Genomic DNA, 23,315 nt, shown 5'->3' with positions numbered 1-23,315 from the left:
TCATGGGAAGTCGTAAAAAACAAATGGCAGATGCCATTAAAGCTGAGAAAAAGCAAGTTGCTTTTGCAAAGCTAAATAACTGTCCTACATCACCACGTAAAATGCGTTTAGTTGCAGATTTAGTAAGAGGTGAAAAGGCAGAGAGAGCTTTGCAGATTCTTAGATTTAGCCAAAAAGAAGCATCACGTCGTTTAGAAAAATTAGTATTATCTGCCGTTGCAAACTGGCAAGCTAAAAATGAAGACGCTGATATTGAGGAAGCTGGTTTATTTGTAAAAGAAATTAGAGTAGATAGTGGTACAATGCTTAAGCGTTTGCGTCCTGCACCTCAAGGTAGAGCACATAGAATTAGAAAAAGATCTAATCACGTAACAGTTGTGATAGATTCAATAAACAAAACACAAAGCTAAGATAGAGATATGGGACAAAAAACAAATCCAATCGGAAATCGTTTAGGTATTATCAGAGGATGGGAGTCTAACTGGTATGGTGGCAATGATTATGGAGATAAACTTGCTGAAGACGATAAGATTAGAAAATATGTTCACGCTCGTTTATCTAAAGCAAGTGTGTCTAGAGTGATTATTGAGCGTACGCTTAAACTTGTAACCGTTACTATCACTACTGCTAGACCTGGTATTATTATCGGTAAAGGTGGACAAGAGGTAGATAAGTTAAAAGAAGAGCTTAAGAAAATTACTGGTAAAGAAGTTCAATTGAACATCTTTGAGATTAAGAGACCTGAACTAGATGCGTATTTGGTAGGAGCTAGTATTGCTCGTCAAATAGAAAGTAGAATTTCTTACAGACGTGCAATTAAAATGGCTATTGCTGCGGCTATGCGTATGAATGCAGAAGGAATCAAGATTCAAATTAGTGGTCGTTTAAACGGTGCTGAAATGGCACGTTCTGAGCACTATAAAGAAGGACGTATTCCATTATCAACTTTTAGAGCTGACATCGATTATGCATTAGTAGAGTCACATACTACTTATGGAAGATTAGGTGTAAAAGTTTGGATAATGAAAGGTGAAGTTTATGGAAAAAGAGAACTTTCTCCATTAGTGGGTCTTTCTAAACAAAAAGGAAAAGGTGGACGTGGAGGAAACTCTAAAAGAGGAAACCAACAACGTCGTAGAAAGTAATTTTTTAAAGTAAAGAAGAAAAATGTTACAGCCTAAAAGAACAAAATTTCGTAAGCAGCAAAAAGGACGTATGAAAGGAAATGCAGGAAGAGGACATTTGTTATCAAATGGAACTTTCGGTATTAAAGCCTTAGATTCTACGTTTGTTACTGCACGTCAAATAGAAGCAGCACGTATTGCAGCTACACGTTACATGAAAAGAGAAGGAGCGTTATGGATTAAAATATTTCCAGACAAACCTATTACAAAAAAGCCTCTTGAAGTACGTATGGGTAAAGGTAAAGGTGCCGTTGAATATTGGGTGGCAGTTGTAAAGCCAGGTCGTGTATTATTTGAAGTAAGTGGTGTGCCATTAGAAGTAGCTCAAGAAGCACTTCGTTTAGCCGCTCAAAAACTTCCAGTAAAAACTAAGTTTATAATAGCTAGAGATTACGAAGCTTAATATAAAAGTATTATGAAGCAATCAGAAATTAAAGAGCTATCTACAGCTGAGTTACAAGAGAAACTTAGTGAAACTAAAAAGAGTTATACAGACCTAAAAATGGCACATGCTATATCTCCTTTAGAGAATCCTATACAGTTACGTAACGTAAGACGAGATGTAGCTCGTATAGCAACAGAGTTAACTAATAGAGAAGTACAATAATTGTATTCTGCTGAAAGATGGAAAAAAGAAACTTAAGAAAAGAACGTATAGGAGTAGTTACTAGTAACAAAATGCAAAAATCTATTGTTGTTGCTGAAGTAAAAAAAGTAAAACATCCTATGTATGGAAAATTCGTGTTAAAGACAAAAAAATATGTCGCTCACGATGAGACAAACGACTGCAACATTGGTGATACTGTAAAGATCATGGAAACAAGACCTTTAAGTAAATCTAAATGTTGGAGATTAGTAGAAATAATTGAAAGAGCTAAGTAATTATGGTACAACAAGAATCAAGATTAAAAGTAGCTGACAATACAGGAGCAAAGGAAGTATTAACTATCCGTGTTCTTGGTGGAACAAAAAGGCGCTATGCATCTGTAGGTGATAAAATTGTAGTTTCTGTGAAATCTGCAACACCAAACGGAAGTATAAAAAAAGGAGCTGTATCTACAGCTGTTGTTGTGCGTACTGCTAAAGAAGTAAGACGTCCTGATGGATCTTATATTAGATTCGATGATAATGCATGTGTACTTTTAAATCCTACAGGGGAAATGAGAGGAACTCGTGTTTTTGGACCTGTTGCTAGAGAACTTCGTGACAAACAGTTTATGAAGATTGTATCATTAGCACCTGAGGTGCTTTAATACATTAATTTAAGATGACAAAGCTTAAAATAAAAACAGGAGATACTGTGCAAGTTATTGCTGGTGACCATAAAGGTTCAGAAGGCAAAATACTTAAAGTATTAAAAGATAAGAATAGAGCCATCGTGGAAGGTGTAAATATGGTGAAGAAACACACTAAACCAAGTGCACAGAGTCCTCAAGGTGGTATCGTTGAAAAAGAAGCATCAATTCATGTTTCAAATTTATCTTTATTAACAAGTAAAGGTGAAACTACGCGAGTAGGTTACAGAATGGATGGTGATAATAAAGTGAGATTTTCTAAAAAATCTAATGAAGTAATTTAGTTATGGCTTACGTTGCAAGATTAAAACAAGAGTATAAGGAAAAAGTTATTCCTACTCTTACAGAAGAATTTGGATATAAAAATGTAATGCAAGTGCCTAAGCTTACTAAGATAGTAATATCTAAAGGTGTTGGAGCTGCTGTTGCAGATAAAAAATTAATTGACCATGCTGTTGATGAATTAACAAAAATATCTGGTCAAAAAGCTGTAGCTACTTTATCTAAAAAAGACGTTGCATCATTTAAGTTACGTAAAGGCATGCCAATTGGAGCTAGAGTAACTTTAAGAGGTGAGCAAATGTTTGAGTTCTTAGATCGTTTAATTACATCTGCTTTACCACGAGTTAGAGATTTTAATGGTATCAAAGCTACAGGTTTTGATGGTAGAGGAAACTATAACTTAGGTGTTACAGAACAAATTATATTCCCAGAGATTGATATTGATAAAATCAATAAAATTTCTGGTATGGATATAACTTTTGTTACATCGGCAGACACAGATAAGGAAGCAAAATCACTTTTAACAGAATTAGGATTACCTTTTAAAAAGAATTAATTATGGCTAAAGAATCAATGAAAGCTCGTGAAGTTAAGCGTGCTAAAACGGTTGCTAAGTATGCTGAAAAACGTAAAGCTTTAAAAGAAGCTGGAGATTACGAAGCATTACAAAAGTTACCAAAGAACGCTTCACCAATTCGTATGCACAACCGTTGTAAACTTACTGGTAGACCAAAAGGATATATGAGAACTTTTGGTATTTCGCGTGTTACATTCAGAGAGATGGCTAACCAAGGTTTAATACCGGGTGTTAAAAAAGCCAGCTGGTAAAATAAATTATAAATTGGATTCAGGTTTGGCAACGAATCGTTCGTTATGCCAAAAACCGATTCCGCAAATTAATAACTATGTATACAGATCCAATAGCGGATTATCTTACAAGAGTTAGAAATGCAGTTAAAGCTAACCACAGAGTAGTTGAAATTCCTGCATCTAACTTAAAGAAAGAGATGACTAAAATATTATTCGACCAAGGATATATTTTAAGTTACAAATTTGATGACTCTACTGTACAAGGCACAATTAAAATTGCTTTAAAGTACAATAAAGACACAAAAGAGTCAGTGATTAAAAAAATTCAAAGAATCAGTACACCAGGTTTACGTAGGTATGCTGGCGCCAATGAAATGCCAAGAATCTTAAATGGTTTAGGTATTGCAATTGTTTCTACATCTCATGGAGTGATGACAGGGAAACAAGCGCAAAGAGAAAATGTTGGTGGTGAAGTATTATGTTACGTATACTAAAAACAGGAAGATATGTCTAGAATAGGTAAAAACCCAATAACAATTCCTGAAGGTGTAACTGTAGAAGTTAATAATAACGTAATTACCACAAAAGGTAAATTAGGCGAATTAACTCAAGAGTACTCAGAAATTGATATTAAAATTGAAGACGGTGTAATAACATTAGAGCGTTCTTCAGATAAGAAAGATCAAAGAGCAAAACACGGTTTATATAGAGCGTTAATTGCAAACATGATAGAAGGTGTGTCAAAAGGATGGACCAAAGAATTAGAATTGGTAGGTGTAGGTTATAGAGCATCTAACCAAGGACAAAAATTGGATTTAGCTTTAGGATTTTCTCATAACATTATTTTGGATGTAGCTCCAGAAGTAAAAGTTGAGACAATTTCTGAAAAAGGAAAAAACCCAATCGTAAAATTAACATCATTTGATAAGCAATTGGTAGGTCAGGTAGCAGCGAAAATTCGTGGTTTCCGTAAGCCAGAACCATACAAAGGAAAAGGTGTTAAGTTTGTAGGAGAAGAAATAAGAAGAAAAGCAGGTAAATCAGCTTAATAGTTAGGTTATGGCATTAACAAAGAACGAAAGAAGACAAAGAATTAAAAACAGAATTCGAAAAACTGTATCTGGAACTGAATCTAGACCAAGGTTATCTGTTTTTAGAAGTAATAAAGAAATTTATGCTCAAATCGTGGATGATGTAACTGGTAAAACTATTGCTGCTGCATCTTCAAGAGATAAAGACATTAGCGCTGCTAATGGCAACAAGTCAGAAATTGCAACTTTAGTAGGTAAAGCTATTGGAGAAAAAGCAAAAGGTGCTGGTGTAGAAACCATCGCTTTTGATAGAGGTGGATATTTATATCACGGAAGAGTAAAATCATTAGCAGAAGGTGCTAGAGAAGCAGGACTTAAATTTTAAGACATTATGTATCAAAAATATAAAAACGCAGAGCTTGTAAAACCGGGAGGTTTAGAACTTAAAGATCGTTTAGTAGGCGTACAACGTGTTACTAAAGTAACTAAAGGTGGTAGAGCATTCGGATTTTCTGCTATTGTAGTAGTAGGTGATGAAGCAGGAGTTGTAGGACATGGTTTAGGGAAATCTAAAGATGTTGCAACAGCTATTGCTAAAGCCGTTGAAGATGCAAAAAAGAACTTAGTAAGAATTCCTATTATAAAAGGAACCTTACCACATGAGCAAAAAGGTAAATTTGGTGGAGCTAGAGTAAATATTATACCAGCTGCTCCTGGTACCGGTGTAATTGCTGGTGGTGCTGTAAGAACAGTTCTTGAAGCCGTAGGTGTACATGATGTATTATCTAAGTCTCAAGGATCTTCAAATCCTCATAACGTAGTTAAGGCAACATTTGATGCTTTATTACAATTGAGAAGCGCACATACTATCGCTAAAGAAAGAGGAGTTTCACTTGAAAAAGTATTTAACGGATAATCTATAGGATAAGATGGCAAAGATTAAAGTAACTAAAGTAAAAAGTGCAATCAACCGTACTAAAAGACAAAAGCTAACATTAGAAGCTTTAGGTTTAAAAAGAATCGGTCAGGTTGTTGAGCATGAAGACACACCAAATATCCTTGGTATGGTTAGAAAAGTTTCACATTTGGTTTCTGTAGAAGAATCAAAATAAAATAAAACTTAAAAATGGATTTAAGTAATTTAAAACCTGCAGAAGGTTCAGTAAAAAAACAAGGAAAGCGCATTGGTCGTGGACAAGGTTCTGGTAAAGGTGGAACTGCAACAAGAGGTCATAAAGGAGCAAAGTCGCGTTCAGGATATTCTAAAAAATTAGGATTTGAAGGTGGACAAATGCCATTACAAAGACGTGTACCTAAGTTTGGATTTACAAATATTAACCGTGTAGCATATCAAGGTGTAAACATTGATACATTACAAAAGTTAGTTGATGAAAAGAAGATTAAAGGTACTGTTGATTTTGAAACATTAGTAGGATTAGGATTAGCTGGTAAAAACGAGTTAGTTAAAATCTTAGGACGTGGAGAATTAAAATCTAAATTAACAGTAACTGCTCATAAATTTACTGCTACGGCAAAAGCTGCTATTGAAGCTGCTGGTGGTGAAGCAGTGACTTTATAAGACAACTAGAGAATGAAAATAATAGAAACATTAAAAAACGTCTGGAAAATTACAGAGCTTAAAGATAGAATTATTCTAACTTTAGGAATATTGTTAGTTTATCGTTTTGGTGCACAAGCTCCCTTACCTGGTATTGATGCATCAAAATTAGGAGCATTACAAGATAGTACTAGTCAAGGAATTCTAGGATTAATCAATGCATTTACGGGTGGTGGTTTTTCTAACGCTTCTGTATTTGCATTAGGTATTATGCCATACATCTCTGCTTCTATTGTAGTTCAGTTAATGGGTATTGCTATACCGTATTTACAAAAACTACAAAAAGAAGGTGAGAGTGGACGTAAGAAAATCAATCAGATTACACGTTGGTTAACAATAGGTATTTGTTTGGTTCAAGCACCAGGATATTTAGCAAGTTTACCAGGTTTATCTGGACAAGCATCATTATCTGCGATATTAGTTCCAGGATTTTCTACGGGTACGTTTTATTTTTCTTCGGTATTAATATTAGTAACAGGTTGTGTTTTTGCAATGTGGTTAGGAGAGAAAATTACAGATAAAGGTATTGGTAATGGTATATCATTATTAATAATGGTAGGTATTATTGCTACTCTACCTCAATCTTTCTTGCTTAACGTAGCGTCAAGAACAGATGGTGCCGGTAACGGTAGCTTTATGATGATATTAATAGAACTCGTTATTTGGTTCGTAATTATTATAGCATCCGTATTATTAGTAATGGCTGTACGTAAAATACAAGTGCAATATGCACGTAGAACGGCTTCTGGTGGTTTTGAAAAAAATGTATTTGGATCACGTCAGTTCTTACCATTAAAACTTAATGCTTCGGGTGTAATGCCAATTATATTTGCGCAAGCCATTATGTTTGTGCCTTCACTAATTGGTGGTTCATCATGGTTAGAAGGAACAACAGCTGGTGTTTGGATGCAAACTAATTTTTCAGATATTTTCGGGTTATGGTATAATATAGTGTTTGGATTATTAATTATCATATTCACATATTTTTATACTGCAATTACGGTACCGACAAATAAGATGGCAGATGATTTAAAGCGAAGCGGAGGATTTATACCAGGCATTAGACCAGGTTCTGAAACTTCTGAGTATTTAGATAAAATAATGTCTCAAATTACATTACCAGGTTCTATTTTCTTAGCATTGATTGCTGTGTTTCCAGCATTTGTTCAAAAGTTAATGGGAGTTCAACAAGGATGGGCATTATTCTTTGGTGGTACATCACTTTTAATTATGGTTGGGGTTGCAATAGATACTATGCAACAAGTAAATTCTTACTTGTTGAATAAGCACTATGATGGTTTGATGAAAACAGGTAAAAATAGAAAGTCAGTAGGACAATAATATTTATACAATGGCAAAACAAGCAGCAATAGAGCAAGACGGAACAATTATAGAAGCATTATCAAATGCTATGTTCCGTGTAGAATTAGAAAATGGTCATATTGTGACTGCACATATATCTGGTAAAATGCGTATGCATTACATTAAGTTGTTACCAGGAGATAAAGTAAAATTAGAAATGAGTCCTTATGATTTAACTAAGGCTCGTATAACTTATAGGTACTAATTAGTATTTAAAAAGAAAAAAAATAGAACAGATGAAAGTAAGAGCATCAGTTAAAAAAAGAAGTGCTGATTGTAAATTAGTACGTAGAAAAGGAAGACTTTACGTTATTAACAAAAAGAACCCTAGGTTTAAACAAAGACAAGGTTAAAAAGACACTAGTCATTAGTCATTAGTAGTTAGATGAATCTGTTTGAAATAGCAATGTTTAGGATTCTAACAACTAAAGCTAACAGCTAAAAACTAAAAGAATATGGCAAGAATTGCAGGTGTAGACATACCAAAACAAAAAAGAGGAGTAATTTCTTTAACTTATATCTATGGAATAGGTAGAAGTAGAGCGCAAGAAATTTTAGCATCAGCTAAAGTAGACGAAAGTACTAAAGTACAAGATTGGACAGATGCTGAAATTGGAGCAATCCGTGAAGCAGTTGGAACTTTTAAAATCGAAGGTGAATTACGTTCTGAAACTCAGTTAAACATTAAGCGATTAATGGATATCGGATGTTACAGAGGTATTCGTCATAGAGCTGGACTTCCATTAAGAGGTCAACGTACTAAAAACAACTCTAGAACGAGAAAAGGGCGACGTAAAACTGTTGCTAATAAGAAAAAAGTAACTAAATAATAAAAGGCATTAGTCATTAGTCATTAGGTTAGATGAATCTGTATGAAATGTAAAAGTTTAGGATTCTCAAAACTAAAAGCTAACACTAGAAACTAAAAAATATGGCAAAGTCAAGTACAAAAAAGCGTAAAGTAATTGTTGATGCAATTGGAGAAGCACATATCACAGCTTCTTTTAATAACATCATCATCTCTTTAACAAATAAAAAAGGTGACGTTATTTCTTGGTCATCAGCAGGTAAAATGGGTTTTAGAGGTTCTAAAAAGAACACACCTTACGCTGCTCAATTAGCTGCAGAAGATGCTGCAGGTGTAGCAAAAGAAGCTGGTTTAAAGAAAGTAAAAGCATATGTAAAAGGTCCAGGTAATGGTAGAGAATCTGCTATTAGATCTATACATAATGCAGGTATTGAAGTATCAGAAATTATTGATGTTACTCCACAGCCACATAATGGTTGTAGACCACCAAAAAGAAGAAGAGTATAATTTGATTTCTGCACTTCGCTAGTTGAAGTGTGTTTCAAATTAATTCAAAAATAAATAATTAATAACAAGTAATCAAAGAGAGACAAACGGTTGTTAAAGGATAAGCTTAAGACCTTAATTTAATAATTACTCTCAAAACAAATTTAAAATGGCAAGATATACTGGTCCTAAAACTAAAATAGCTCGTAAATTTGGACAAGCTATTTTCGGAGATGATAAAGCCTTCGAAAAAAGAAATTATCCTCCAGGTCAACATGGTAATAACAGAAGACGTGGAAAAAAATCTGAATATGCAATCCAATTAATGGAAAAGCAAAAAGCTAAATACACTTATGGTGTTTTAGAAAAGCAATTCAGAAACATGTTTAAAAAAGCAACTGCTGCACAAGGTATTACTGGTGAAGTATTATTACAATTATGTGAGTCTCGTTTAGATAACGTAGTTTACAGAATGGGTATAGCACCAACACGTAGCGGAGCAAGACAATTAGTATCTCACAGACACATTACAGTAAATGGAGAAAAGGTAAACATACCTTCTTACCAATTAAAAGCTGGTGATGTTGTAGGTGTTAGAGAAAAATCTAAATCCTTAGAAGCTATTCAAAGCTCATTAGCTAATTCTAGCAATGTTTATGAATGGATTACTTGGAACAATGATACAATGGAAGGAAATTATGTTTCTGTTCCTGCAAGAATTCAAATACCAGAACAAATCAACGAGCAATTTATTGTTGAATTATACTCTAAATAATAATTTAATCATATTGTTATTTAGCCAAAGGGTTTATTAGACGTCTTCAAACTAATACACCGCGCAACTAAATAACAATTAAAACGAAGAAAAATGGCAATATTAAATTTTCAGAAGCCTGACAAGGTTATAATGATCGATTCAAATGATTTTGAAGGTAAATTCGAATTTAGACCTTTAGAACCAGGATACGGATTAACAGTAGGAAATGCATTAAGACGTGTTTTATTATCTTCTTTAGAAGGTTTTGCAATCACATCGGTTAGAATAGAAGGTGTAGATCATGAGTTTTCTACAATTTCTGGTGTAGTAGAAGATGTTACAGAAATGATCTTAAACTTAAAGCAAGTTAACTTTAAGCGTCAGATTGATGAAGTAGATAACGAAACTGTTACAATTTCTATTTCTGGTCAAGATCAAATTACAGCTGGCGATTTTCAAAAGTTTATCTCAGGATTTCAAGTATTAAACAAAGACTTAGTGATTTGTAACTTAGATCCTAAAGTAAACATCAACATGGAGATTACTATTGAAAAAGGTAGAGGTTATGTTCCTGCAGAAGAAAACAAAAAAGCATCTGCTCCAATAGGAACTATCTTTACAGATTCTATATACACTCCAATAAAGAATGTAAAATATAGTATTGAAAACTTCCGTGTTGAGCAAAAAACGGATTACGAAAAATTAGTATTCGAAATTATTACTGATGGTTCTATTCATCCTAAAAATGCTTTAACAGAAGCTGCTAAAATATTAATTCATCACTTCATGTTATTCTCTGATGAGCGTATTACATTAGAAGCTGATGAAATTGCGCAAACAGAAACTTATGATGAAGAATCACTTCATATGAGACAACTATTAAAAACTAAATTAGTTGATATGGATTTGTCTGTACGTGCATTAAACTGTTTAAAAGCAGCAGAAGTAGATACTTTAGGAGATTTAGTATCATTCAATAAAAATGATTTAATGAAATTCAGAAACTTCGGTAAGAAGTCTTTAACAGAATTAGAGGAACTAGTTAATGTTAAAGGATTAAACTTCGGAATGGATTTAAGTAAATATAAATTAGATAAAGACTAACACATCATATTTTGCTCTCTAAACAGTATCGTTTAGATTTGGTAGCAAGATGATGAAATTAAAATGTCATGAGACACGGAAAAAAATTCAATCATTTAGGTAGAAAAACAGCGCATAGAAAAGCGATGTTAGCAAATATGGCTTGTTCTTTAATAGAGCATAAGCGTATTAACACAACGGTTGCTAAAGCTAAAGCATTAAAGCAATTTGTTGAGCCAATGATCACAAAGTCTAAAGAAGATACAACACATAATAGACGTATTGTTATGGCACGTCTAAGACAAAAAGAAGCAGTAGCTGAATTGTTTAGAGATGTAGCACCAAAAATCGGTGATAGACCAGGTGGATATACGCGTATTATAAAGTTAGGTAATCGTCTTGGAGATAATGCTGATATGGCAATGATAGAATTAGTGGATTACAATGAGTTATATAACGCAGGTAAACCAGCTAAGAAAACAACACGTAGAAGTAGAAGAGGTGGAAGTAAGCCAGCAGCAGTTGCGCCAATTGACACTAACACTTCTAACGAAGAAGAATAAATATGCTAATAGAGAAACGTATTAAAATTGAAGGCAATACTGTTGGATATTTAAATATGATTTTCAGAAAAACAAATCTCGATTATCGAGTGTTAATAAGCATTAATAAATATCAAGGATAAACTGTTTCAGTTTATCCTTTTTTTTTGGAATTTTGTAAAACCCTTGTTCGCAGCATTGCGACGATTTTTTAAAAAGAACACATGAAATACAAACAAAGAAAAAAAGCATTGATTTTATTAGCAGATGGTACTATCTTCCATGGCAAGTCTATTGGAAAAGAAGGTTCTGCTTTTGGAGAAGTTTGTTTTAATACTGGAACAACTGGCTATCAAGAAATTTTTACAGATCCTTCTTATTATGGGCAATTGATGGTAACTACAAATGCACATATAGGCAACTATGGTACAAAAGAATCAGAGATAGAATCCGATTCTGTAAAAATAGCAGGATTAATTTGTAAAAATTTTAGTTTTGAATATTCAAGGGTAGCAGCAGACAATTCATTAGAAGATTTTTTTGAAAAGCATAATACACTTGCAATAGCAGATGTAGATACAAGAGCTTTAGTGAGCTATATTAGAGATCACGGAGCTATGAATGCTGTAATTTCAACAGATGTAGATAATATAGAAGGGTTGAAAAAACAATTAGCTGAGCAACCAGGTATGGAAGGTTTAGAATTAGCTTCAAAAGTTTCAACAAAAGAACCTTATTACTATGGAGATGAAAATGCTACCCATAAAATAGCAGCTTTAGACATTGGGATTAAAAAAAATATTCTTAGAAATTTAGCAAAGCGAGATGCATATATAAAAGTGTTTCCATATAATTCTAAATTCGAAGATTTAGAAGCATTTCAACCAGATGGCTATTTTTTATCTAATGGACCTGGTGATCCAGAACCATTAATTGAAGCGCAAACGGTTGCTAAAGAAATTATTGAACGCAACAAACCTTTATTCGGAATCTGTTTAGGACATCAAGTTATCGCTTTAGCAAATGGAATTTCTACATATAAGATGCACAATGGGCATAGAGGAATAAATCATCCTGTAAAAAATTTAATTACGGGTAAAGGAGAGATTACATCTCAAAACCATGGATTTGCTATCAATAGAGAAGAAGCAGAAGCTAATAGTAATGTTGAGATTACACATTTACATCTAAATGATGATACAGTTGCAGGTATAAAAATAAAAGGCAAAAATTGTTTTTCAGTACAATATCATCCTGAAGCCAGCCCTGGACCAAATGACTCAACATATTTATTTGACGAGTTTATAAACAATATCAAAAATAACTAATGAAAGAATGGCAACAGAACAGCAGTTTCGTTGCCATTTTGTAATTACGAAAACATTTTCGTCACAATTAATCATAATAATAATCAGTGCTATAAATTATAGTATTAGATTTTAGTAAATTTGAAAAAATTCAATAAAAAATAAACTTTATGAGCATTATTATCAAAATTCATGCTAGACAAATATTAGATTCAAGAGGTAATCCTACAGTAGAAGTTGACGTTATTACGGAGAACGGAATTATGGGGCGTGCAGCAGTACCATCTGGAGCATCTACAGGAGAACATGAAGCAGTAGAGCTTAGAGATGGTGGCTCTAATTATATGGGCAAAGGAGTTTTAAAGGCTGTAAATAATGTTAATGCAATTATTGCTGAAGAATTATTAGGAGTTTCTGTTTTTGAACAAAACTTAATTGATCAAATCATGATTGATTTAGACGGCACGCCAAATAAATCTAAATTAGGTGCAAATGCTATTTTAGGTGTGTCTTTAGCGGCAGCCAAAGCAGCAGCTAATGAATTAGGAATGCCATTATATAGATATGTTGGTGGTGTTTCTGCAAATACATTACCAGTACCAATGATGAATATCATTAATGGTGGTTCGCATAGTGATGCGCCTATTGCATTTCAAGAATTTATGATAATGCCAGTAAAAGCAGAAAATTTTACTCATGCTATGCAAATGGGAACCGAGATTTTTCATAATCTAAAAAAAGTATTACACGATAGAGGACTAAGTACAGCTGTTGGCGATGAAGGTGGTTTTGCGCCAACGTTAGATGGTACAGAAGATGCTTTAGATACAATTGCTTTAGCTGTTGAAAAAGCAGGATACAAATTAGGAGATAATGTTATGATAGCTTTAGATTGTGCGGCAGCAGAATTCTATGTAGATGGTAATTACGATTATTCTAAGTTTGAAGGGGATACAGGTGTTGTAAGAACCAGCAAAGAACAAGCCGATTATTTAGCAGAATTGGCTTCTAATTATCCAATTATTTCAATTGAAGATGGTATGGACGAAAACGATTGGGACGGATGGAAATACTTAACAGAAAAAATAGGAGACAAAGTACAATTGGTAGGAGACGATTTGTTTGTAACTAATGTTGAACGTTTATCAAAAGGAATTTCAAATGGTATTGCCAATTCTATTTTAATTAAAGTAAACCAAATAGGTACATTAACAGAAACTATTTCTGCAGTAAATATGGCACATAATGCAGGTTATACATCTGTAATGTCTCATCGCTCTGGTGAAACTGAAGATAATACAATTGCAGATTTAGCAGTAGCACTAAATACAGGACAAATAAAAACCGGTTCTGCATCACGTAGTGATCGTATGGCTAAATACAACCAATTGTTACGTATAGAAGAAGAATTAGATGAAGTCGCATATTTCCCGAAAGAAAAAACATTTAAAGTAAAGTAAGTGCCTTAATACTACAACGACTATAAAAGCGATTATTCTTTTGAATAATCGCTTTTAATTTTAAATGATAATAGGATGTTAAAGTGATTGTTAATGCTTTTCGAGGTTATTATAATTTTCGTAAATTTACAATCCTTAATAATTAAAAAACACAATAAAGATGTCAAATACTGCAACATTAGAAGTCAATGGTCAAAAACATGAGTTTCCATTAGTTGAAGGAACTGAGAATGAAATTGCTATAGATATTAAAGCCCTTAGAAATGTTACTAATGGTGTGACTACAATAGATCCTGGATATAAGAATACAGGTAGTTGCTTAAGTAGTATCACATTTTTAGATGGTGAGAAAGGAATTTTAAGATATAGAGGTTATTCTATTGAGGAGTTAGCCGAAAAAGCAGATTTTTTAGAAGTCATTTATTTATTAATATTTGGTGAGCTTCCAACACAAGATCAGCTTGATAAATTTCATGCAGATATAAAATCAAAATCTGTTGTAGATGATGATATAAAGAAAATATTAGATGCATTTCCTAAGTCGGCACATCCAATGGGAGTGCTATCATCTTTAACAAGTGCATTAACTGCATTTAATCCGTCTTCAGTCAATGTAGATTCTGAAGAAGAAATGTATAATGCTATTATAAAAATATTGGGAAAATTCCCAGTGTTAGTTGCATGGACATTACGTAAAAAGCAAGGTTTACCATTAGATTACGGGGATAATAATTTAGGATATGTTGAGAATGTATTAAAAATGATGTTCTGTAAGCCTAATGAATCTTATGTGCAAAACGAAATTGTTGTTAATGCGTTAGATAAATTATTAATTCTTCATGCAGATCATGAGCAAAATTGTTCTACATCTACAGTTAGAATTGTAGGATCTTCACATGCAGGATTATTTGCTTCTCTATCATCAGGTATTTCAGCACTATGGGGACCACTTCATGGTGGTGCTAACCAAGCTGTACTAGAAATGTTAGAAGCTATTAAAGAAGATGGTGGAGATACTAAGAAATATATGGCTAAAGCTAAAGATAAAAATGATCCTTTCCGTTTAATGGGCTTTGGACATCGTGTTTATAAAAATTTCGATCCTCGCGCAAAAATTATAAAAGTTGCTGCAGATGAAGTATTAGCAAATTTAGGTGTTGATGATCCAATTTTAGATATAGCTAAAGGCTTAGAACAAGAAGCATTAAATGACCCTTATTTTGTAGATCGTAAATTATACCCTAATGTAGATTTTTACTCAGGTATTATATACCGTGCAATGGGCATACCTGTAGAAATGTTTACAGTAATGTTTGCTTTAGGTCGTTTACCTGGTTGGATAGCACAATGGAGAGAAATGCGTGAACGTAAAGAGCCAATTGGTCGTCCAAGACAAATATATACAGGAGAAAACTTAAGACCTTTTGTGTCTGTAGAAAAAAGATAAACGGATCCGTTTATATAAAATAAATGTCATTTAGAAAATGCTTATTTTTGGCAAATTCTAAATGACATTTTTAGTTTATAATAGTTTCAAGTATGAGTAAGGCGATAAAAATTATTAAAAATAGATCAGATATAGGAGCAGGCACACGAGGTTCAGATATGGGTATAGATGCTATTGAAATTGCAGCTATAAACTCTAAGAACAACTATTTTTCAAGATTTGATTTTGAAGATGTTGAAACAGAAAATGAATCTATATATAACAAAGTAAATAATTCGTTTGCTAAACGAATAGAGCATGTCTATTATCAATGCTCACGAGTAGCTCTTGTCGTAGAAAAAACTTTGAATGAAAATGAATTTCCATTAGTAATTTCAGGAGATCACTCTTCTGCATTAGGAACTTTAAGTGGTATAAAAGCAGCATTTCCTAATAAACGTATTGGAGCAGTTTGGATTGATGCACATGCCGATTTACATTCACCATATACATCTCCTTCAGGAAACATACACGGAATGCCACTAGCAGCCGCTTTAAATGATGATAATTTAGAAAGTAAGATTAATGAAGTTACAGGCGAAACAGATAAATATTGGGAAGCTTTAAAAAATATAGGAAAACCTGGACCAAAAATCATTGCAGATGATCTTGTGTTTTTTGGAGTAAGAGATACAGAAGAACCCGAAGATAAACAGATTGAAAAACTAGGTATTAAAAATTATAGTGTAGCAGAAGTACGTCATCGCGGTATTAAAAACACAGTTAATGAAGCCATTGATCGCTTAAAAAATTGTGATATGATTTATATATCGTTTGATGTAGATAGCATGGATTGCGACCTTATCTCTTATGGAACAGGAACACCTGTGCCAAAAGGTTTTGACCAATATGAAGTAATAGCAATAATAAATCAGCTGTTAGAAACTAAAAAAGTAGTTTGTTTAGAATTTGTAGAAGTAAATCCACTACTAGATTTTAAAGGAAATAAAATGGCTGAAACTGCTTTTGAGGTTTTGGACGCTGTTACTCCAACTTTAACTAATACTATTAACTAAAACGTATTATTTTCTATACAAAAAATAGTTATTTACCAAATCAATGTACTCTTGTTTGGCTTCATCTTGCGAGATATCTTTAACCTGAAAGAGAGCATTTGTTTTAAATGCATTAATTATAGGTTTTTTACTGTTTGGTCTACTATAGTCATTAGTAGCTTTTTTGTAGAAGGCATATAAACGCAATAAAAAATCAGCTGGAAAAGGTTCTATATAATCATTGACACGCTTTACAGCAGCTTCAAACTCTATGTCTAATTCGTTTTTTGGGTTCATTTCATTTCTGCAATCACAGATTCTCCGCCTTTTACCTTTTGGTTTAATGACACTTTAATATCTGCATCTAAAGGTAAAAATAAATCTACTCTAGAACCAAATTTTATAAAACCAGAATCATTACCTTGTTTAGCAGAACTATTTACTTTAGCATAGTTGACTATACGTTTAGCTAATGCACCAGCTATTTGTCTATATAAGACTTTTCCAAATTTTTCATTTTCTACAACAACTGTAGTGCGTTCGTTTTCTTCACTAGCTTTAGGATGCCATGCTACTAAATATTTTCCAGGATGATACTTGCTAAAGCTCACTCTGCCACTTATTGGGTAACGAGTTACGTGCACATTTAGTGGTGACATAAATACTGAAACTTGTATGCGTTTATCATTAAACACCTCTTTCTCAAAAACTTCTTCAATGACAACAACTTTTCCGTCTACAGGAGATAATGCGTGTTCCTCATTGGCATGTGTATGCCGTTTAGGGTTTCTAAAGAACTGTAAGATTAAGATAAAGAATACTATAATTAATAACATTAAACTTTTACGAAGCCACTCTATTGCTATAAATTCATCAATAGCAAAGATTGCACCAACAACGATGAATAAAGTTATTAGTATAATTTTATGACCTTCTTTATGAAACATAGCTTAAAATTCTTAAAAATAAATAAATAAATGGTGCTGCAAATATAATACTATCTAAGCGGTCTAAAAGACCTCCATGACCTGGCATTATTACACCACTATCTTTAACTTTAGCTTGGCGTTTAAATTTAGATTCTATTAAATCTCCTAAGGTGCCAAATACACTAATTATAATCGCTAAAATTAGCCAACTTGTAAAACCCAAAGTTTCTGTATATTCGGCAATAAAGTAACTAGAAACACAAGCAAAAAATAAACCACCAAGAAAGCCTTCAACTGTTTTTTTTGGAGATATACTTGAGAATAACTTCTGATTACCAAAGTTTTTACCTACCAAATAAGCAAAACTATCATTTACCCATACCAATATAAATGAACCTAAAAGTAAAAGTGGCGTAAACGTATTAAGGTAATTGGCTATAAGAATCATAAATATAAAGCTACTAGACAAATAAAAAGTAGTTGCGATATAGCGTTTAGATTCAAATAATGGAATTTTAGTCTCTACAAATAAATCTTTAATTAAAAATAGATTTACAAATACGGTAATGACTAATAAAATTTGAATGGCTTCATTTGTACCTTGAATACTATTGTATTTCATACACCAATACCAAAAGCCAAAATATAAGCAGATAAAAATAATGTACTGAATAAATGATTTTAAATGAATAAGTTTACTAAATTCTGCAAGACTGATTATACCAAATAGAGCGAGTAAAACTAATAGTGCATTTTGCCAATACATTGAAGCAATAAGTAAGATAATGTATAAAATACCCGAAATGGCTCTGGTAGCAAATTCCTTCATTTATAAGTCTTCTAATAGAAGTAAGTATAGGTTTTTAGAACTACTGCCATAACTTAAAAAATCTTTGTCAGCAGCAGTTTTAAAGTGTTTTATGGTAGTAATATTTGTGGGGATTTTAGATTTATTATTATTTTTTATGCCTTTTAAACCTTCACCTATATTTTCAACCAATTGACTAGTTGTTGCATATACAATAAAGTTGTCAGGGAGCTCTTTAAGTTTTTTTTCTGCTATCTGATGAGATGAGATGAGTAAAGAACCATCATCAGAGATGAGGTGCTCGCAAGTGGTAAAAAAATAAGTGCTTTCCGTAGTGCTTTTTGTCGCTTTAAATTGGAAGCCTTCAAACAATTTATTTAAACGATCGTCTAATAAAAACACCTGCTTATCTTGCCATTCGTTTTCAATCAGTATATTTTCTAAAGAATTATATATCTCTTCTATATTCTCACAATACAAAAACTTACCACCATTGGCTTTAAAATTGATAGTAAATCTTTCATCTACAGGCAGTTTAATTTCAGGCATATATTTGCCTCGCTCTTGATTAGGAATATGGTCTTTGGGACTTTCTGATTTTGATCCAAAGATTCTTCTAAATAAGCTCATTCAGTAGTTGCTATTAATTCTATCAATTATAAGATGTTATCAAATATAAAAAAACTTAAATTAACATCATGTTAATTTAAGTTTTTTCGATAAACTAATATATTTTGACTTCTACTTTATTCTTCTTCTTCAGAAATTATAGTTTGTTTCTCAAAAGGGCGCTTTCCAAAGATTTTTTCGAGGTTATCTTTAAAAATAACTTCTTTGTCTAATAAAACTTCTGCTAATTCAGTAAGCTTGTCTTTATTCTCTTCAAGAAGTTTAATAGCTCGTTGATATTGAGTCTCAATTATATCTGAAATTTCTTTATCTATAAGTACAGCAGTTTCTTCACTATAGGGTTTAGTAAAACCATTATTAGATTGCCCAGAAGAATCGTAATAAGTTAGGTTTCCAATTTTATCACTAAGTCCATAAACTGTAACCATAGCACGAGCTTGTTTGGTTACTTTTTCTAAATCACTTAATGCACCTGTAGAAATTTTATTAAAAATCACTTTTTCAGCAGCACGTCCACCCATAGTAGCGCACATCTCGTCAAGCATTTGTTCTGGCCTAACAATAAGACGTTCTTCTGGTAAATACCATGCAGCTCCTAAAGATTGACCTCTAGGTACAATAGTTACTTTTACAAGTGGTGCAGCGTGTTCAAGCATCCAACTTACAGTAGCATGGCCAGCTTCATGGAATGCAACAGCACGTTTTTCGTCTGGTGTAATAATTTTATTCTTTTTCTCTAAACCTCCAACAATACGGTCAACAGCATCTAAGAAATCTTGTTTGTTAACAGCTTTCTTACCATTACGGGCAGCAATTAATGCAGCTTCATTACAAACATTTGCAATATCTGCACCTGAAAATCCAGGAGTTTGTTTGGCTAAGAAATCGATATCTAAAGTTTCTTCTTTTTTAAGTGGACGTAAGTGAACCTCAAAAATTTCTTTACGTTCCCGAACATCTGGAAGATCAACATATATTTGACGATCAAAACGCCCAGCACGCATTAATGCACTATCTAAAACATCGGCTCTATTTGTAGCTGCTAATACAATAACATTTGTATTTGTGCCAAACCCATCCATTTCAGTTAGTAACTGGTTTAACGTGTTTTCACGTTCATCATTAGAACCAGAAAAATTATTTTTACCTCTTGCGCGTCCTATAGCATCGATCTCATCAATAAATATAATTGAAGGTGATTTTTCTTTAGCTTGTTTAAACAAGTCGCGTACACGAGAAGCACCAACACCAACAAACATTTCAACAAAATCTGAACCAGATAATGAGAAGAAAGGTACCTTAGCTTCACCTGCAACAGCTTTAGCTAATAAAGTTTTACCTGTACCAGGAGGACCAACTAAAAGTGCTCCTTTAGGAATTTTCCCTCCTAAGGCAGTGTATTTTTCAGGGAATTTTAAAAAATCTACAATCTCTTGTACTTCTTCTTTAGCACCTTCTAAACCAGCAACATCTTTAAAAGACGTTTTTGTATCTGTATTTTCATCAAAGAGCTTAGCTTTAGATTTTCCGATATTAAAAAGCTGTCCTCCAGCTCCGCCACCGCCACCGCCAGAAGACATACGACGCATTATAAATATCCAAACTCCTATGATTATAACAAAAGGAAGTAATGACATTAGTATTTCACCAAAGGCATTACTTTCTAGATCGGCATCACGAGTTGTATCTAGGTTTTTACTTTGAATAATGGTGTCTATTCTATTTTCAAAGTTTTGAAGATCTCCAAACTTTACTGTGTAATTTGGTGCACCACCCGAAGCTATAAAACCTGTAGGTTTAGCTTTTTTATGTGTAGCAGACTCTAAAGCTTCCTTGGTTAAATATACTTTAGCTGTTTTAGTGTTACTAATTATTATAACCTCTTTAACATCTCCATTCTCCAAATAAGAGATAAAGTCAGAGTTTTTAATTTCTTTTGAATTTTGAAAAGCACTGCCTCCAAAAAATTGTATTCCTAGAAATACAACGATAACAATACCATAAATCCAGTAAGGGCTTATTTTTGGTTTCTTATTTAAATTTTTATTGTCTTTTGCCATCTTGTTGCCGCGAAAACGGTAATCTTTTTATGTTTAGTAACTTGTTTCTATTTCAGTCGTTTTTGCATCTCCCCAAAGGCTTTCAATATCATAATACTCTCTAATATGTTTTTGAAAAACATGCACAACGACATTGACATAATCCATTAGTACCCATTCAGCATTATCGGTGCCTTCGATATGCCAAGGTTTATCTTTAATGGTTTTGCTAACTTGTTTTTGTATGGAATTGACTATAGCATTAACTTGAGTATTAGATGTACCTTCACATATTATAAAATAGTCACAAACAGTATTTTCTAGCGCTCTTAAATCTAATATAGTAATCTCTTTTCCTTTAACCTCTTCTATGCCTGTTAAAATGTTAGCAATCAGTTGGTCAGCACTGCTATTTCCTTTAGTCATTAAATTCATTTAAATTTATGCAAAGTTATTATTTTTTTAGTTCTTGCAGACGCTATTTGTCATAAGAAATCTATAAAATAATTGACATTGTCATTATGCATATAATCAAACTTAATGCCATTGATTCTACTAATGCTTATTTAAAAGCTATTAGTGTTAAAAAAGTGCCTAAAGATTTTACTGTGGTTGTCGCTGAAGAACAAACTAAAGGGCGTGGACAAATGGGAGCGCATTGGCAATCAGAAACTTCTAAAAACCTAACACTTAGCCTATTTAAAGAGGTTTCCTTTTTAAAGGTAGAGCAACAATTTTATATAAGTAAAGTTGTAGCATTAGCAATTATAAAAACATTAGAAATCCTTAATATACCTAAACTAAGTATAAAATGGCCTAACGACATTTTGTCAGCTAACAAAAAAATATCTGGTGTTTTAATAGAGAATGTTATTAAAAACAACAAATTACAAGGTTCAATAGTTGGGATTGGCTTAAATATAAATCAGAAATTTTTCAACAATTTACCTAAAGCATCTTCATTGCATTTATTAACAGGTGTTGTATATAATAAAGATGAAGTAATGAGTCTGCTTTTAAAGCAGCTTGAATTTTATTTTAGAAAATTAGAAAGTTTAAGCTTTAAAGATATTTCAGAAGAATATGAGTCGCTTATGTTTAGAATAAATAAACCTTCAACATTTAAAGCTTTAAATGAAACTCAATTTATTGGTTATATCAAAGGAGTTTCTGAAGAAGGAAAACTTCAAATCCTTCTAGAAGACAATATTATAAAAGCTTTTGATTTAAAAGAAGTAAGTCTAGAATATTAAATAGCCGTCTTCATATTAGTGACGAGAGTTTCTATAAATTTACCAATAGGTCCTTTTATCATCATAGACATCATAGGGTTAAAATCTCCTTCAAAAGTTAATTGAACAGTGCTTTGGTTAGTTTCAATCTCTGAAATATTACCAATTAATGAAAAATCTAACTTTCCTCCGGCTGCTCCTAAAACAATTTTGCTATATGGTGTAACTTCTTTTTTCTTAAGTATAATCTCTGGCATGCCTTTTAAAGCAAATAAAAATTTATCTTCTCCTAATACTTCAAATTTACTGATGTTTTCAGGCATTAGTTTTTTAAAATTTTGCACATCTGATAAGAAGTTAAATGCTTCTGTTGCAGATTTTTCTAATGTTATTTTAGGAGATTCTAAATTCATGTCTTTATGAGCTTATTTTTCAGTTATGTCCTTTCTTACTCTTTAATCGTAAAAAGAAGATATAACTAACATTTTTTAATTTTTATATCAATTAGCGTTCCATTCACTAGGATTGGCATTCCAAAGTGTTAAAATGTCTTGTTGTTTCGCAGTAATGTAATTGGTATCTAAAGCCTGTTCTAAAAGGTTTTCATAATTTCCTAAAGTATATAATTCTACAGCTTCATCTTTAAAATTTTTATCAGCTACATCAAAACCATAAGAAAAAATAGCAACCATACCTTTAACATTAACTTCAGCTTCTTTTAATGCTCTTACCGCATTAAGACTACTTTTACCAGTGCTAATTAAATCTTCGACAACAACAACGGTTTGCCCTTTTTCTATATAGCCTTCAATTTGGTTTTGACGACCATGTTTTTTTGCTTCAGGACGCACATATACAAAGGGTAGATTTAAATACTCAGCAACTAATGCTCCAATACCAATAGCTCCTGTAGCTACACCAGCAATAACATCTGGTTTTCCATAGTGTTTTTCAATATGTTTTGCCATAGTTTCTCTTACATAATTACGAATAAGAGGGTATGATAATACAATACGATTGTCGCAATATATAGGCGATTTCCAACCAGAAGCCCAAGTAAAAGGGTCATTTGGTTGTAATTTAATAGCATTGATTTGAAGTAGAACTTCGGCGGTTTTTTTAGCGGTTTCTTTATTAAAAATCATGCAGCAAAATTAATGATTTTTAAAAG

At 32.6% G+C, this 23,315-nt stretch carries 36 protein-coding genes; 28 read left to right on the top strand and 8 right to left on the bottom strand.

Features of this window, described 5'->3' with window-relative positions:
- Window positions 1-2: 2 nt before the first annotated feature.
- The 27 genes from rplV (at window position 3) to K8Z87_RS08720 (ending at window position 16,527) form a co-directional block, all read left to right on the top strand.
- Entirely contained in the window at window positions 3-410 is a 408-nt protein-coding gene (gene rplV, locus K8Z87_RS08850) for a 50S ribosomal protein L22 (RefSeq protein ID WP_227477142.1), read from the top strand.
- 9 nt (window positions 411-419) lie between these two features.
- A complete protein-coding gene (gene rpsC, locus K8Z87_RS08845; RefSeq protein WP_227477141.1) occupies window positions 420-1,145 on the top strand; it encodes a 30S ribosomal protein S3 in 726 nt (241 codons plus the stop codon).
- A 22-nt stretch (window positions 1,146-1,167) separates the two neighbouring features.
- Entirely contained in the window at window positions 1,168-1,587 is a 420-nt protein-coding gene (rplP, locus tag K8Z87_RS08840) for a 50S ribosomal protein L16 (protein WP_227477140.1), read from the top strand.
- Window positions 1,588-1,599: 12 nt separating this feature from the next.
- Complete coding sequence (gene rpmC / locus K8Z87_RS08835; RefSeq protein WP_227477139.1) at window positions 1,600-1,791, top strand: 50S ribosomal protein L29; 192 nt, start codon at window positions 1,600-1,602, stop codon at window positions 1,789-1,791.
- A 17-nt stretch (window positions 1,792-1,808) separates the two neighbouring features.
- Entirely contained in the window at window positions 1,809-2,066 is a 258-nt protein-coding gene (rpsQ, locus tag K8Z87_RS08830) for a 30S ribosomal protein S17 (RefSeq protein WP_006988541.1), read from the top strand.
- Between the two features lie 2 nt (window positions 2,067-2,068).
- Complete coding sequence (rplN, locus tag K8Z87_RS08825) at window positions 2,069-2,437, top strand: 50S ribosomal protein L14 (protein WP_227477138.1); 369 nt, start codon at window positions 2,069-2,071, stop codon at window positions 2,435-2,437.
- A gap of 14 nt (window positions 2,438-2,451) precedes the next feature.
- Window positions 2,452-2,763, top strand: a complete 312-nt coding sequence (gene rplX, locus K8Z87_RS08820) for a 50S ribosomal protein L24 (protein WP_227477137.1) — start codon at window positions 2,452-2,454, stop codon at window positions 2,761-2,763.
- A gap of 2 nt (window positions 2,764-2,765) precedes the next feature.
- Window positions 2,766-3,317, top strand: a complete 552-nt coding sequence (gene rplE / locus K8Z87_RS08815; RefSeq protein WP_227477136.1) for a 50S ribosomal protein L5 — start codon at window positions 2,766-2,768, stop codon at window positions 3,315-3,317.
- Window positions 3,318-3,319: 2 nt separating this feature from the next.
- Entirely contained in the window at window positions 3,320-3,589 is a 270-nt protein-coding gene (gene rpsN / locus K8Z87_RS08810; RefSeq protein WP_099563531.1) for a 30S ribosomal protein S14, read from the top strand.
- A 77-nt stretch (window positions 3,590-3,666) separates the two neighbouring features.
- Window positions 3,667-4,065, top strand: a complete 399-nt coding sequence (gene rpsH / locus K8Z87_RS08805) for a 30S ribosomal protein S8 (RefSeq protein ID WP_227477135.1) — start codon at window positions 3,667-3,669, stop codon at window positions 4,063-4,065.
- A 12-nt stretch (window positions 4,066-4,077) separates the two neighbouring features.
- Entirely contained in the window at window positions 4,078-4,620 is a 543-nt protein-coding gene (gene rplF, locus K8Z87_RS08800) for a 50S ribosomal protein L6 (protein ID WP_227477134.1), read from the top strand.
- 10 nt (window positions 4,621-4,630) lie between these two features.
- On the top strand, window positions 4,631-4,987 hold the full coding sequence (rplR, locus tag K8Z87_RS08795) for a 50S ribosomal protein L18 (protein WP_227477133.1): 357 nt from the start codon (window positions 4,631-4,633) through the stop codon (window positions 4,985-4,987).
- A 6-nt stretch (window positions 4,988-4,993) separates the two neighbouring features.
- Window positions 4,994-5,518, top strand: coding sequence for a 30S ribosomal protein S5 (rpsE, locus tag K8Z87_RS08790; RefSeq protein ID WP_227477132.1), 525 nt, complete (start codon window positions 4,994-4,996; stop codon window positions 5,516-5,518).
- 13 nt (window positions 5,519-5,531) lie between these two features.
- Window positions 5,532-5,714: a 50S ribosomal protein L30 gene (gene rpmD, locus K8Z87_RS08785; RefSeq protein WP_227477131.1), complete on the top strand. Its 183-nt coding sequence runs from the start codon at window positions 5,532-5,534 to the stop codon at window positions 5,712-5,714.
- Between the two features lie 14 nt (window positions 5,715-5,728).
- Window positions 5,729-6,181: a 50S ribosomal protein L15 gene (gene rplO / locus K8Z87_RS08780; RefSeq protein WP_227477130.1), complete on the top strand. Its 453-nt coding sequence runs from the start codon at window positions 5,729-5,731 to the stop codon at window positions 6,179-6,181.
- Window positions 6,182-6,193: 12 nt separating this feature from the next.
- Window positions 6,194-7,561, top strand: coding sequence for a preprotein translocase subunit SecY (gene secY / locus K8Z87_RS08775; RefSeq protein ID WP_227477129.1), 1,368 nt, complete (start codon window positions 6,194-6,196; stop codon window positions 7,559-7,561).
- A 10-nt stretch (window positions 7,562-7,571) separates the two neighbouring features.
- Window positions 7,572-7,787, top strand: coding sequence for a translation initiation factor IF-1 (gene infA, locus K8Z87_RS08770; RefSeq protein ID WP_007094967.1), 216 nt, complete (start codon window positions 7,572-7,574; stop codon window positions 7,785-7,787).
- Window positions 7,788-7,818: 31 nt separating this feature from the next.
- Complete coding sequence (gene ykgO, locus K8Z87_RS08765; RefSeq protein WP_008269159.1) at window positions 7,819-7,935, top strand: type B 50S ribosomal protein L36; 117 nt, start codon at window positions 7,819-7,821, stop codon at window positions 7,933-7,935.
- Window positions 7,936-8,037: 102 nt separating this feature from the next.
- Entirely contained in the window at window positions 8,038-8,412 is a 375-nt protein-coding gene (gene rpsM, locus K8Z87_RS08760; RefSeq protein ID WP_227477128.1) for a 30S ribosomal protein S13, read from the top strand.
- A gap of 101 nt (window positions 8,413-8,513) precedes the next feature.
- Entirely contained in the window at window positions 8,514-8,897 is a 384-nt protein-coding gene (rpsK, locus tag K8Z87_RS08755) for a 30S ribosomal protein S11 (RefSeq protein WP_227477127.1), read from the top strand.
- 148 nt (window positions 8,898-9,045) lie between these two features.
- Complete coding sequence (gene rpsD, locus K8Z87_RS08750) at window positions 9,046-9,651, top strand: 30S ribosomal protein S4 (protein WP_227477126.1); 606 nt, start codon at window positions 9,046-9,048, stop codon at window positions 9,649-9,651.
- 93 nt (window positions 9,652-9,744) lie between these two features.
- A complete protein-coding gene (locus tag K8Z87_RS08745; protein WP_227477125.1) occupies window positions 9,745-10,737 on the top strand; it encodes a DNA-directed RNA polymerase subunit alpha in 993 nt (330 codons plus the stop codon).
- Between the two features lie 68 nt (window positions 10,738-10,805).
- Window positions 10,806-11,279: a 50S ribosomal protein L17 gene (rplQ, locus tag K8Z87_RS08740; protein WP_227477124.1), complete on the top strand. Its 474-nt coding sequence runs from the start codon at window positions 10,806-10,808 to the stop codon at window positions 11,277-11,279.
- Window positions 11,280-11,482: 203 nt separating this feature from the next.
- Window positions 11,483-12,586: a glutamine-hydrolyzing carbamoyl-phosphate synthase small subunit gene (gene carA, locus K8Z87_RS08735; RefSeq protein ID WP_227477123.1), complete on the top strand. Its 1,104-nt coding sequence runs from the start codon at window positions 11,483-11,485 to the stop codon at window positions 12,584-12,586.
- A gap of 149 nt (window positions 12,587-12,735) precedes the next feature.
- The gene (gene eno, locus K8Z87_RS08730; RefSeq protein ID WP_227477122.1) at window positions 12,736-14,025 is read left to right on the top strand and encodes a phosphopyruvate hydratase; all 1,290 of its coding nucleotides are present in this window, start codon (window positions 12,736-12,738) and stop codon (window positions 14,023-14,025) included.
- A 160-nt stretch (window positions 14,026-14,185) separates the two neighbouring features.
- Window positions 14,186-15,472: a citrate synthase gene (locus tag K8Z87_RS08725; protein ID WP_227477121.1), complete on the top strand. Its 1,287-nt coding sequence runs from the start codon at window positions 14,186-14,188 to the stop codon at window positions 15,470-15,472.
- A 92-nt stretch (window positions 15,473-15,564) separates the two neighbouring features.
- Window positions 15,565-16,527 carry an arginase gene (locus tag K8Z87_RS08720; protein ID WP_227477120.1) on the top strand — a complete coding sequence of 321 codons (963 nt, stop codon included), beginning with the start codon at window positions 15,565-15,567 and terminating at the stop codon, window positions 16,525-16,527.
- 6 nt (window positions 16,528-16,533) lie between these two features.
- On the opposite strand, the gene K8Z87_RS08715 is transcribed toward K8Z87_RS08720, so the two are convergent.
- The 6 genes from K8Z87_RS08715 to rsfS form a co-directional block, all read right to left on the bottom strand.
- Window positions 16,534-16,803: an acyl-CoA-binding protein gene (locus K8Z87_RS08715; protein ID WP_227477119.1), complete on the bottom strand. Its 270-nt coding sequence runs from the start codon at window positions 16,801-16,803 to the stop codon at window positions 16,534-16,536.
- Window positions 16,800-17,453: a phosphatidylserine decarboxylase family protein gene (locus tag K8Z87_RS08710; protein WP_227477118.1), complete on the bottom strand. Its 654-nt coding sequence runs from the start codon at window positions 17,451-17,453 to the stop codon at window positions 16,800-16,802. The genes K8Z87_RS08715 and K8Z87_RS08710 overlap by 4 nt, the downstream gene beginning before the upstream one ends.
- Window positions 17,443-18,264, bottom strand: coding sequence for a phosphatidate cytidylyltransferase (locus K8Z87_RS08705; RefSeq protein WP_227477117.1), 822 nt, complete (start codon window positions 18,262-18,264; stop codon window positions 17,443-17,445). The genes K8Z87_RS08710 and K8Z87_RS08705 overlap by 11 nt, the downstream gene beginning before the upstream one ends.
- A complete protein-coding gene (locus K8Z87_RS08700; RefSeq protein ID WP_227477116.1) occupies window positions 18,265-18,873 on the bottom strand; it encodes an LUD domain-containing protein in 609 nt (202 codons plus the stop codon).
- Between the two features lie 116 nt (window positions 18,874-18,989).
- Entirely contained in the window at window positions 18,990-20,933 is a 1,944-nt protein-coding gene (ftsH, locus tag K8Z87_RS08695; RefSeq protein ID WP_227477115.1) for an ATP-dependent zinc metalloprotease FtsH, read from the bottom strand.
- A 33-nt stretch (window positions 20,934-20,966) separates the two neighbouring features.
- On the bottom strand, window positions 20,967-21,338 hold the full coding sequence (gene rsfS / locus K8Z87_RS08690; RefSeq protein WP_227477114.1) for a ribosome silencing factor: 372 nt from the start codon (window positions 21,336-21,338) through the stop codon (window positions 20,967-20,969).
- Window positions 21,339-21,433: 95 nt separating this feature from the next.
- Between rsfS and K8Z87_RS08685 the strand changes: the two genes are divergently transcribed.
- Window positions 21,434-22,165 (top strand): biotin--[acetyl-CoA-carboxylase] ligase, encoded by a 732-nt coding sequence (locus K8Z87_RS08685; RefSeq protein WP_227477113.1) that lies wholly within the window; start codon window positions 21,434-21,436, stop codon window positions 22,163-22,165.
- On the opposite strand, the gene K8Z87_RS08680 is transcribed toward K8Z87_RS08685, so the two are convergent.
- Window positions 22,162-22,557 (bottom strand): SRPBCC family protein, encoded by a 396-nt coding sequence (locus tag K8Z87_RS08680; protein WP_227477112.1) that lies wholly within the window; start codon window positions 22,555-22,557, stop codon window positions 22,162-22,164. The two genes, K8Z87_RS08685 and K8Z87_RS08680, sit on opposite strands and share 4 nt — an antisense overlap.
- A gap of 87 nt (window positions 22,558-22,644) precedes the next feature.
- Window positions 22,645-23,289, bottom strand: coding sequence for an orotate phosphoribosyltransferase (gene pyrE, locus K8Z87_RS08675; RefSeq protein ID WP_227477111.1), 645 nt, complete (start codon window positions 23,287-23,289; stop codon window positions 22,645-22,647).
- Between the last annotated feature and the right edge of the window lie 26 nt (window positions 23,290-23,315).

The sequence above is a fragment of the Winogradskyella immobilis genome (assembly GCF_021887715.1).
GTDB classification, from domain to species: domain Bacteria; phylum Bacteroidota; class Bacteroidia; order Flavobacteriales; family Flavobacteriaceae; genus Winogradskyella; species Winogradskyella immobilis.
The sequence above is the reverse complement of the archived record's forward strand: the minus strand, read 5'-3'. Positions and strand labels throughout refer to the sequence as shown.

Bases quoted from the DNA above. Each gene is read 5' to 3' on its own strand.
- rplV (WP_227477142.1), top strand. From the start codon at position 3: ATGGGAAGTCGTAAAAAACAAATGGCAGATGCCATTAAAGCTGAGAAA.
- rpsC (WP_227477141.1), top strand. From the start codon at position 420: ATGGGACAAAAAACAAATCCAATCGGAAATCGTTTAGGTATTATCAGA.
- rplP (WP_227477140.1), top strand. From the start codon at position 1,168: ATGTTACAGCCTAAAAGAACAAAATTTCGTAAGCAGCAAAAAGGACGT.
- rpmC (WP_227477139.1), top strand. From the start codon at position 1,600: ATGAAGCAATCAGAAATTAAAGAGCTATCTACAGCTGAGTTACAAGAG.
- rpsQ (WP_006988541.1), top strand. From the start codon at position 1,809: ATGGAAAAAAGAAACTTAAGAAAAGAACGTATAGGAGTAGTTACTAGT.
- rplN (WP_227477138.1), top strand. From the start codon at position 2,069: ATGGTACAACAAGAATCAAGATTAAAAGTAGCTGACAATACAGGAGCA.
- rplX (WP_227477137.1), top strand. From the start codon at position 2,452: ATGACAAAGCTTAAAATAAAAACAGGAGATACTGTGCAAGTTATTGCT.
- rplE (WP_227477136.1), top strand. From the start codon at position 2,766: ATGGCTTACGTTGCAAGATTAAAACAAGAGTATAAGGAAAAAGTTATT.
- rpsN (WP_099563531.1), top strand. From the start codon at position 3,320: ATGGCTAAAGAATCAATGAAAGCTCGTGAAGTTAAGCGTGCTAAAACG.
- rpsH (WP_227477135.1), top strand. From the start codon at position 3,667: ATGTATACAGATCCAATAGCGGATTATCTTACAAGAGTTAGAAATGCA.
- rplF (WP_227477134.1), top strand. From the start codon at position 4,078: ATGTCTAGAATAGGTAAAAACCCAATAACAATTCCTGAAGGTGTAACT.
- rplR (WP_227477133.1), top strand. From the start codon at position 4,631: ATGGCATTAACAAAGAACGAAAGAAGACAAAGAATTAAAAACAGAATT.
- rpsE (WP_227477132.1), top strand. From the start codon at position 4,994: ATGTATCAAAAATATAAAAACGCAGAGCTTGTAAAACCGGGAGGTTTA.
- rpmD (WP_227477131.1), top strand. From the start codon at position 5,532: ATGGCAAAGATTAAAGTAACTAAAGTAAAAAGTGCAATCAACCGTACT.
- rplO (WP_227477130.1), top strand. From the start codon at position 5,729: ATGGATTTAAGTAATTTAAAACCTGCAGAAGGTTCAGTAAAAAAACAA.
- secY (WP_227477129.1), top strand. From the start codon at position 6,194: ATGAAAATAATAGAAACATTAAAAAACGTCTGGAAAATTACAGAGCTT.
- infA (WP_007094967.1), top strand. From the start codon at position 7,572: ATGGCAAAACAAGCAGCAATAGAGCAAGACGGAACAATTATAGAAGCA.
- ykgO (WP_008269159.1), top strand. From the start codon at position 7,819: ATGAAAGTAAGAGCATCAGTTAAAAAAAGAAGTGCTGATTGTAAATTA.
- rpsM (WP_227477128.1), top strand. From the start codon at position 8,038: ATGGCAAGAATTGCAGGTGTAGACATACCAAAACAAAAAAGAGGAGTA.
- rpsK (WP_227477127.1), top strand. From the start codon at position 8,514: ATGGCAAAGTCAAGTACAAAAAAGCGTAAAGTAATTGTTGATGCAATT.
- rpsD (WP_227477126.1), top strand. From the start codon at position 9,046: ATGGCAAGATATACTGGTCCTAAAACTAAAATAGCTCGTAAATTTGGA.
- K8Z87_RS08745 (WP_227477125.1), top strand. From the start codon at position 9,745: ATGGCAATATTAAATTTTCAGAAGCCTGACAAGGTTATAATGATCGAT.
- rplQ (WP_227477124.1), top strand. From the start codon at position 10,806: ATGAGACACGGAAAAAAATTCAATCATTTAGGTAGAAAAACAGCGCAT.
- carA (WP_227477123.1), top strand. From the start codon at position 11,483: ATGAAATACAAACAAAGAAAAAAAGCATTGATTTTATTAGCAGATGGT.
- eno (WP_227477122.1), top strand. From the start codon at position 12,736: ATGAGCATTATTATCAAAATTCATGCTAGACAAATATTAGATTCAAGA.
- K8Z87_RS08725 (WP_227477121.1), top strand. From the start codon at position 14,186: ATGTCAAATACTGCAACATTAGAAGTCAATGGTCAAAAACATGAGTTT.
- K8Z87_RS08720 (WP_227477120.1), top strand. From the start codon at position 15,565: ATGAGTAAGGCGATAAAAATTATTAAAAATAGATCAGATATAGGAGCA.
- K8Z87_RS08715 (WP_227477119.1), bottom strand. From the start codon at position 16,803: ATGAACCCAAAAAACGAATTAGACATAGAGTTTGAAGCTGCTGTAAAG.
- K8Z87_RS08710 (WP_227477118.1), bottom strand. From the start codon at position 17,453: ATGTTTCATAAAGAAGGTCATAAAATTATACTAATAACTTTATTCATC.
- K8Z87_RS08705 (WP_227477117.1), bottom strand. From the start codon at position 18,264: ATGAAGGAATTTGCTACCAGAGCCATTTCGGGTATTTTATACATTATC.
- K8Z87_RS08700 (WP_227477116.1), bottom strand. From the start codon at position 18,873: ATGAGCTTATTTAGAAGAATCTTTGGATCAAAATCAGAAAGTCCCAAA.
- ftsH (WP_227477115.1), bottom strand. From the start codon at position 20,933: ATGGCAAAAGACAATAAAAATTTAAATAAGAAACCAAAAATAAGCCCT.
- rsfS (WP_227477114.1), bottom strand. From the start codon at position 21,338: ATGACTAAAGGAAATAGCAGTGCTGACCAACTGATTGCTAACATTTTA.
- K8Z87_RS08685 (WP_227477113.1), top strand. From the start codon at position 21,434: ATGCATATAATCAAACTTAATGCCATTGATTCTACTAATGCTTATTTA.
- K8Z87_RS08680 (WP_227477112.1), bottom strand. From the start codon at position 22,557: ATGAATTTAGAATCTCCTAAAATAACATTAGAAAAATCTGCAACAGAA.
- pyrE (WP_227477111.1), bottom strand. From the start codon at position 23,289: ATGATTTTTAATAAAGAAACCGCTAAAAAAACCGCCGAAGTTCTACTT.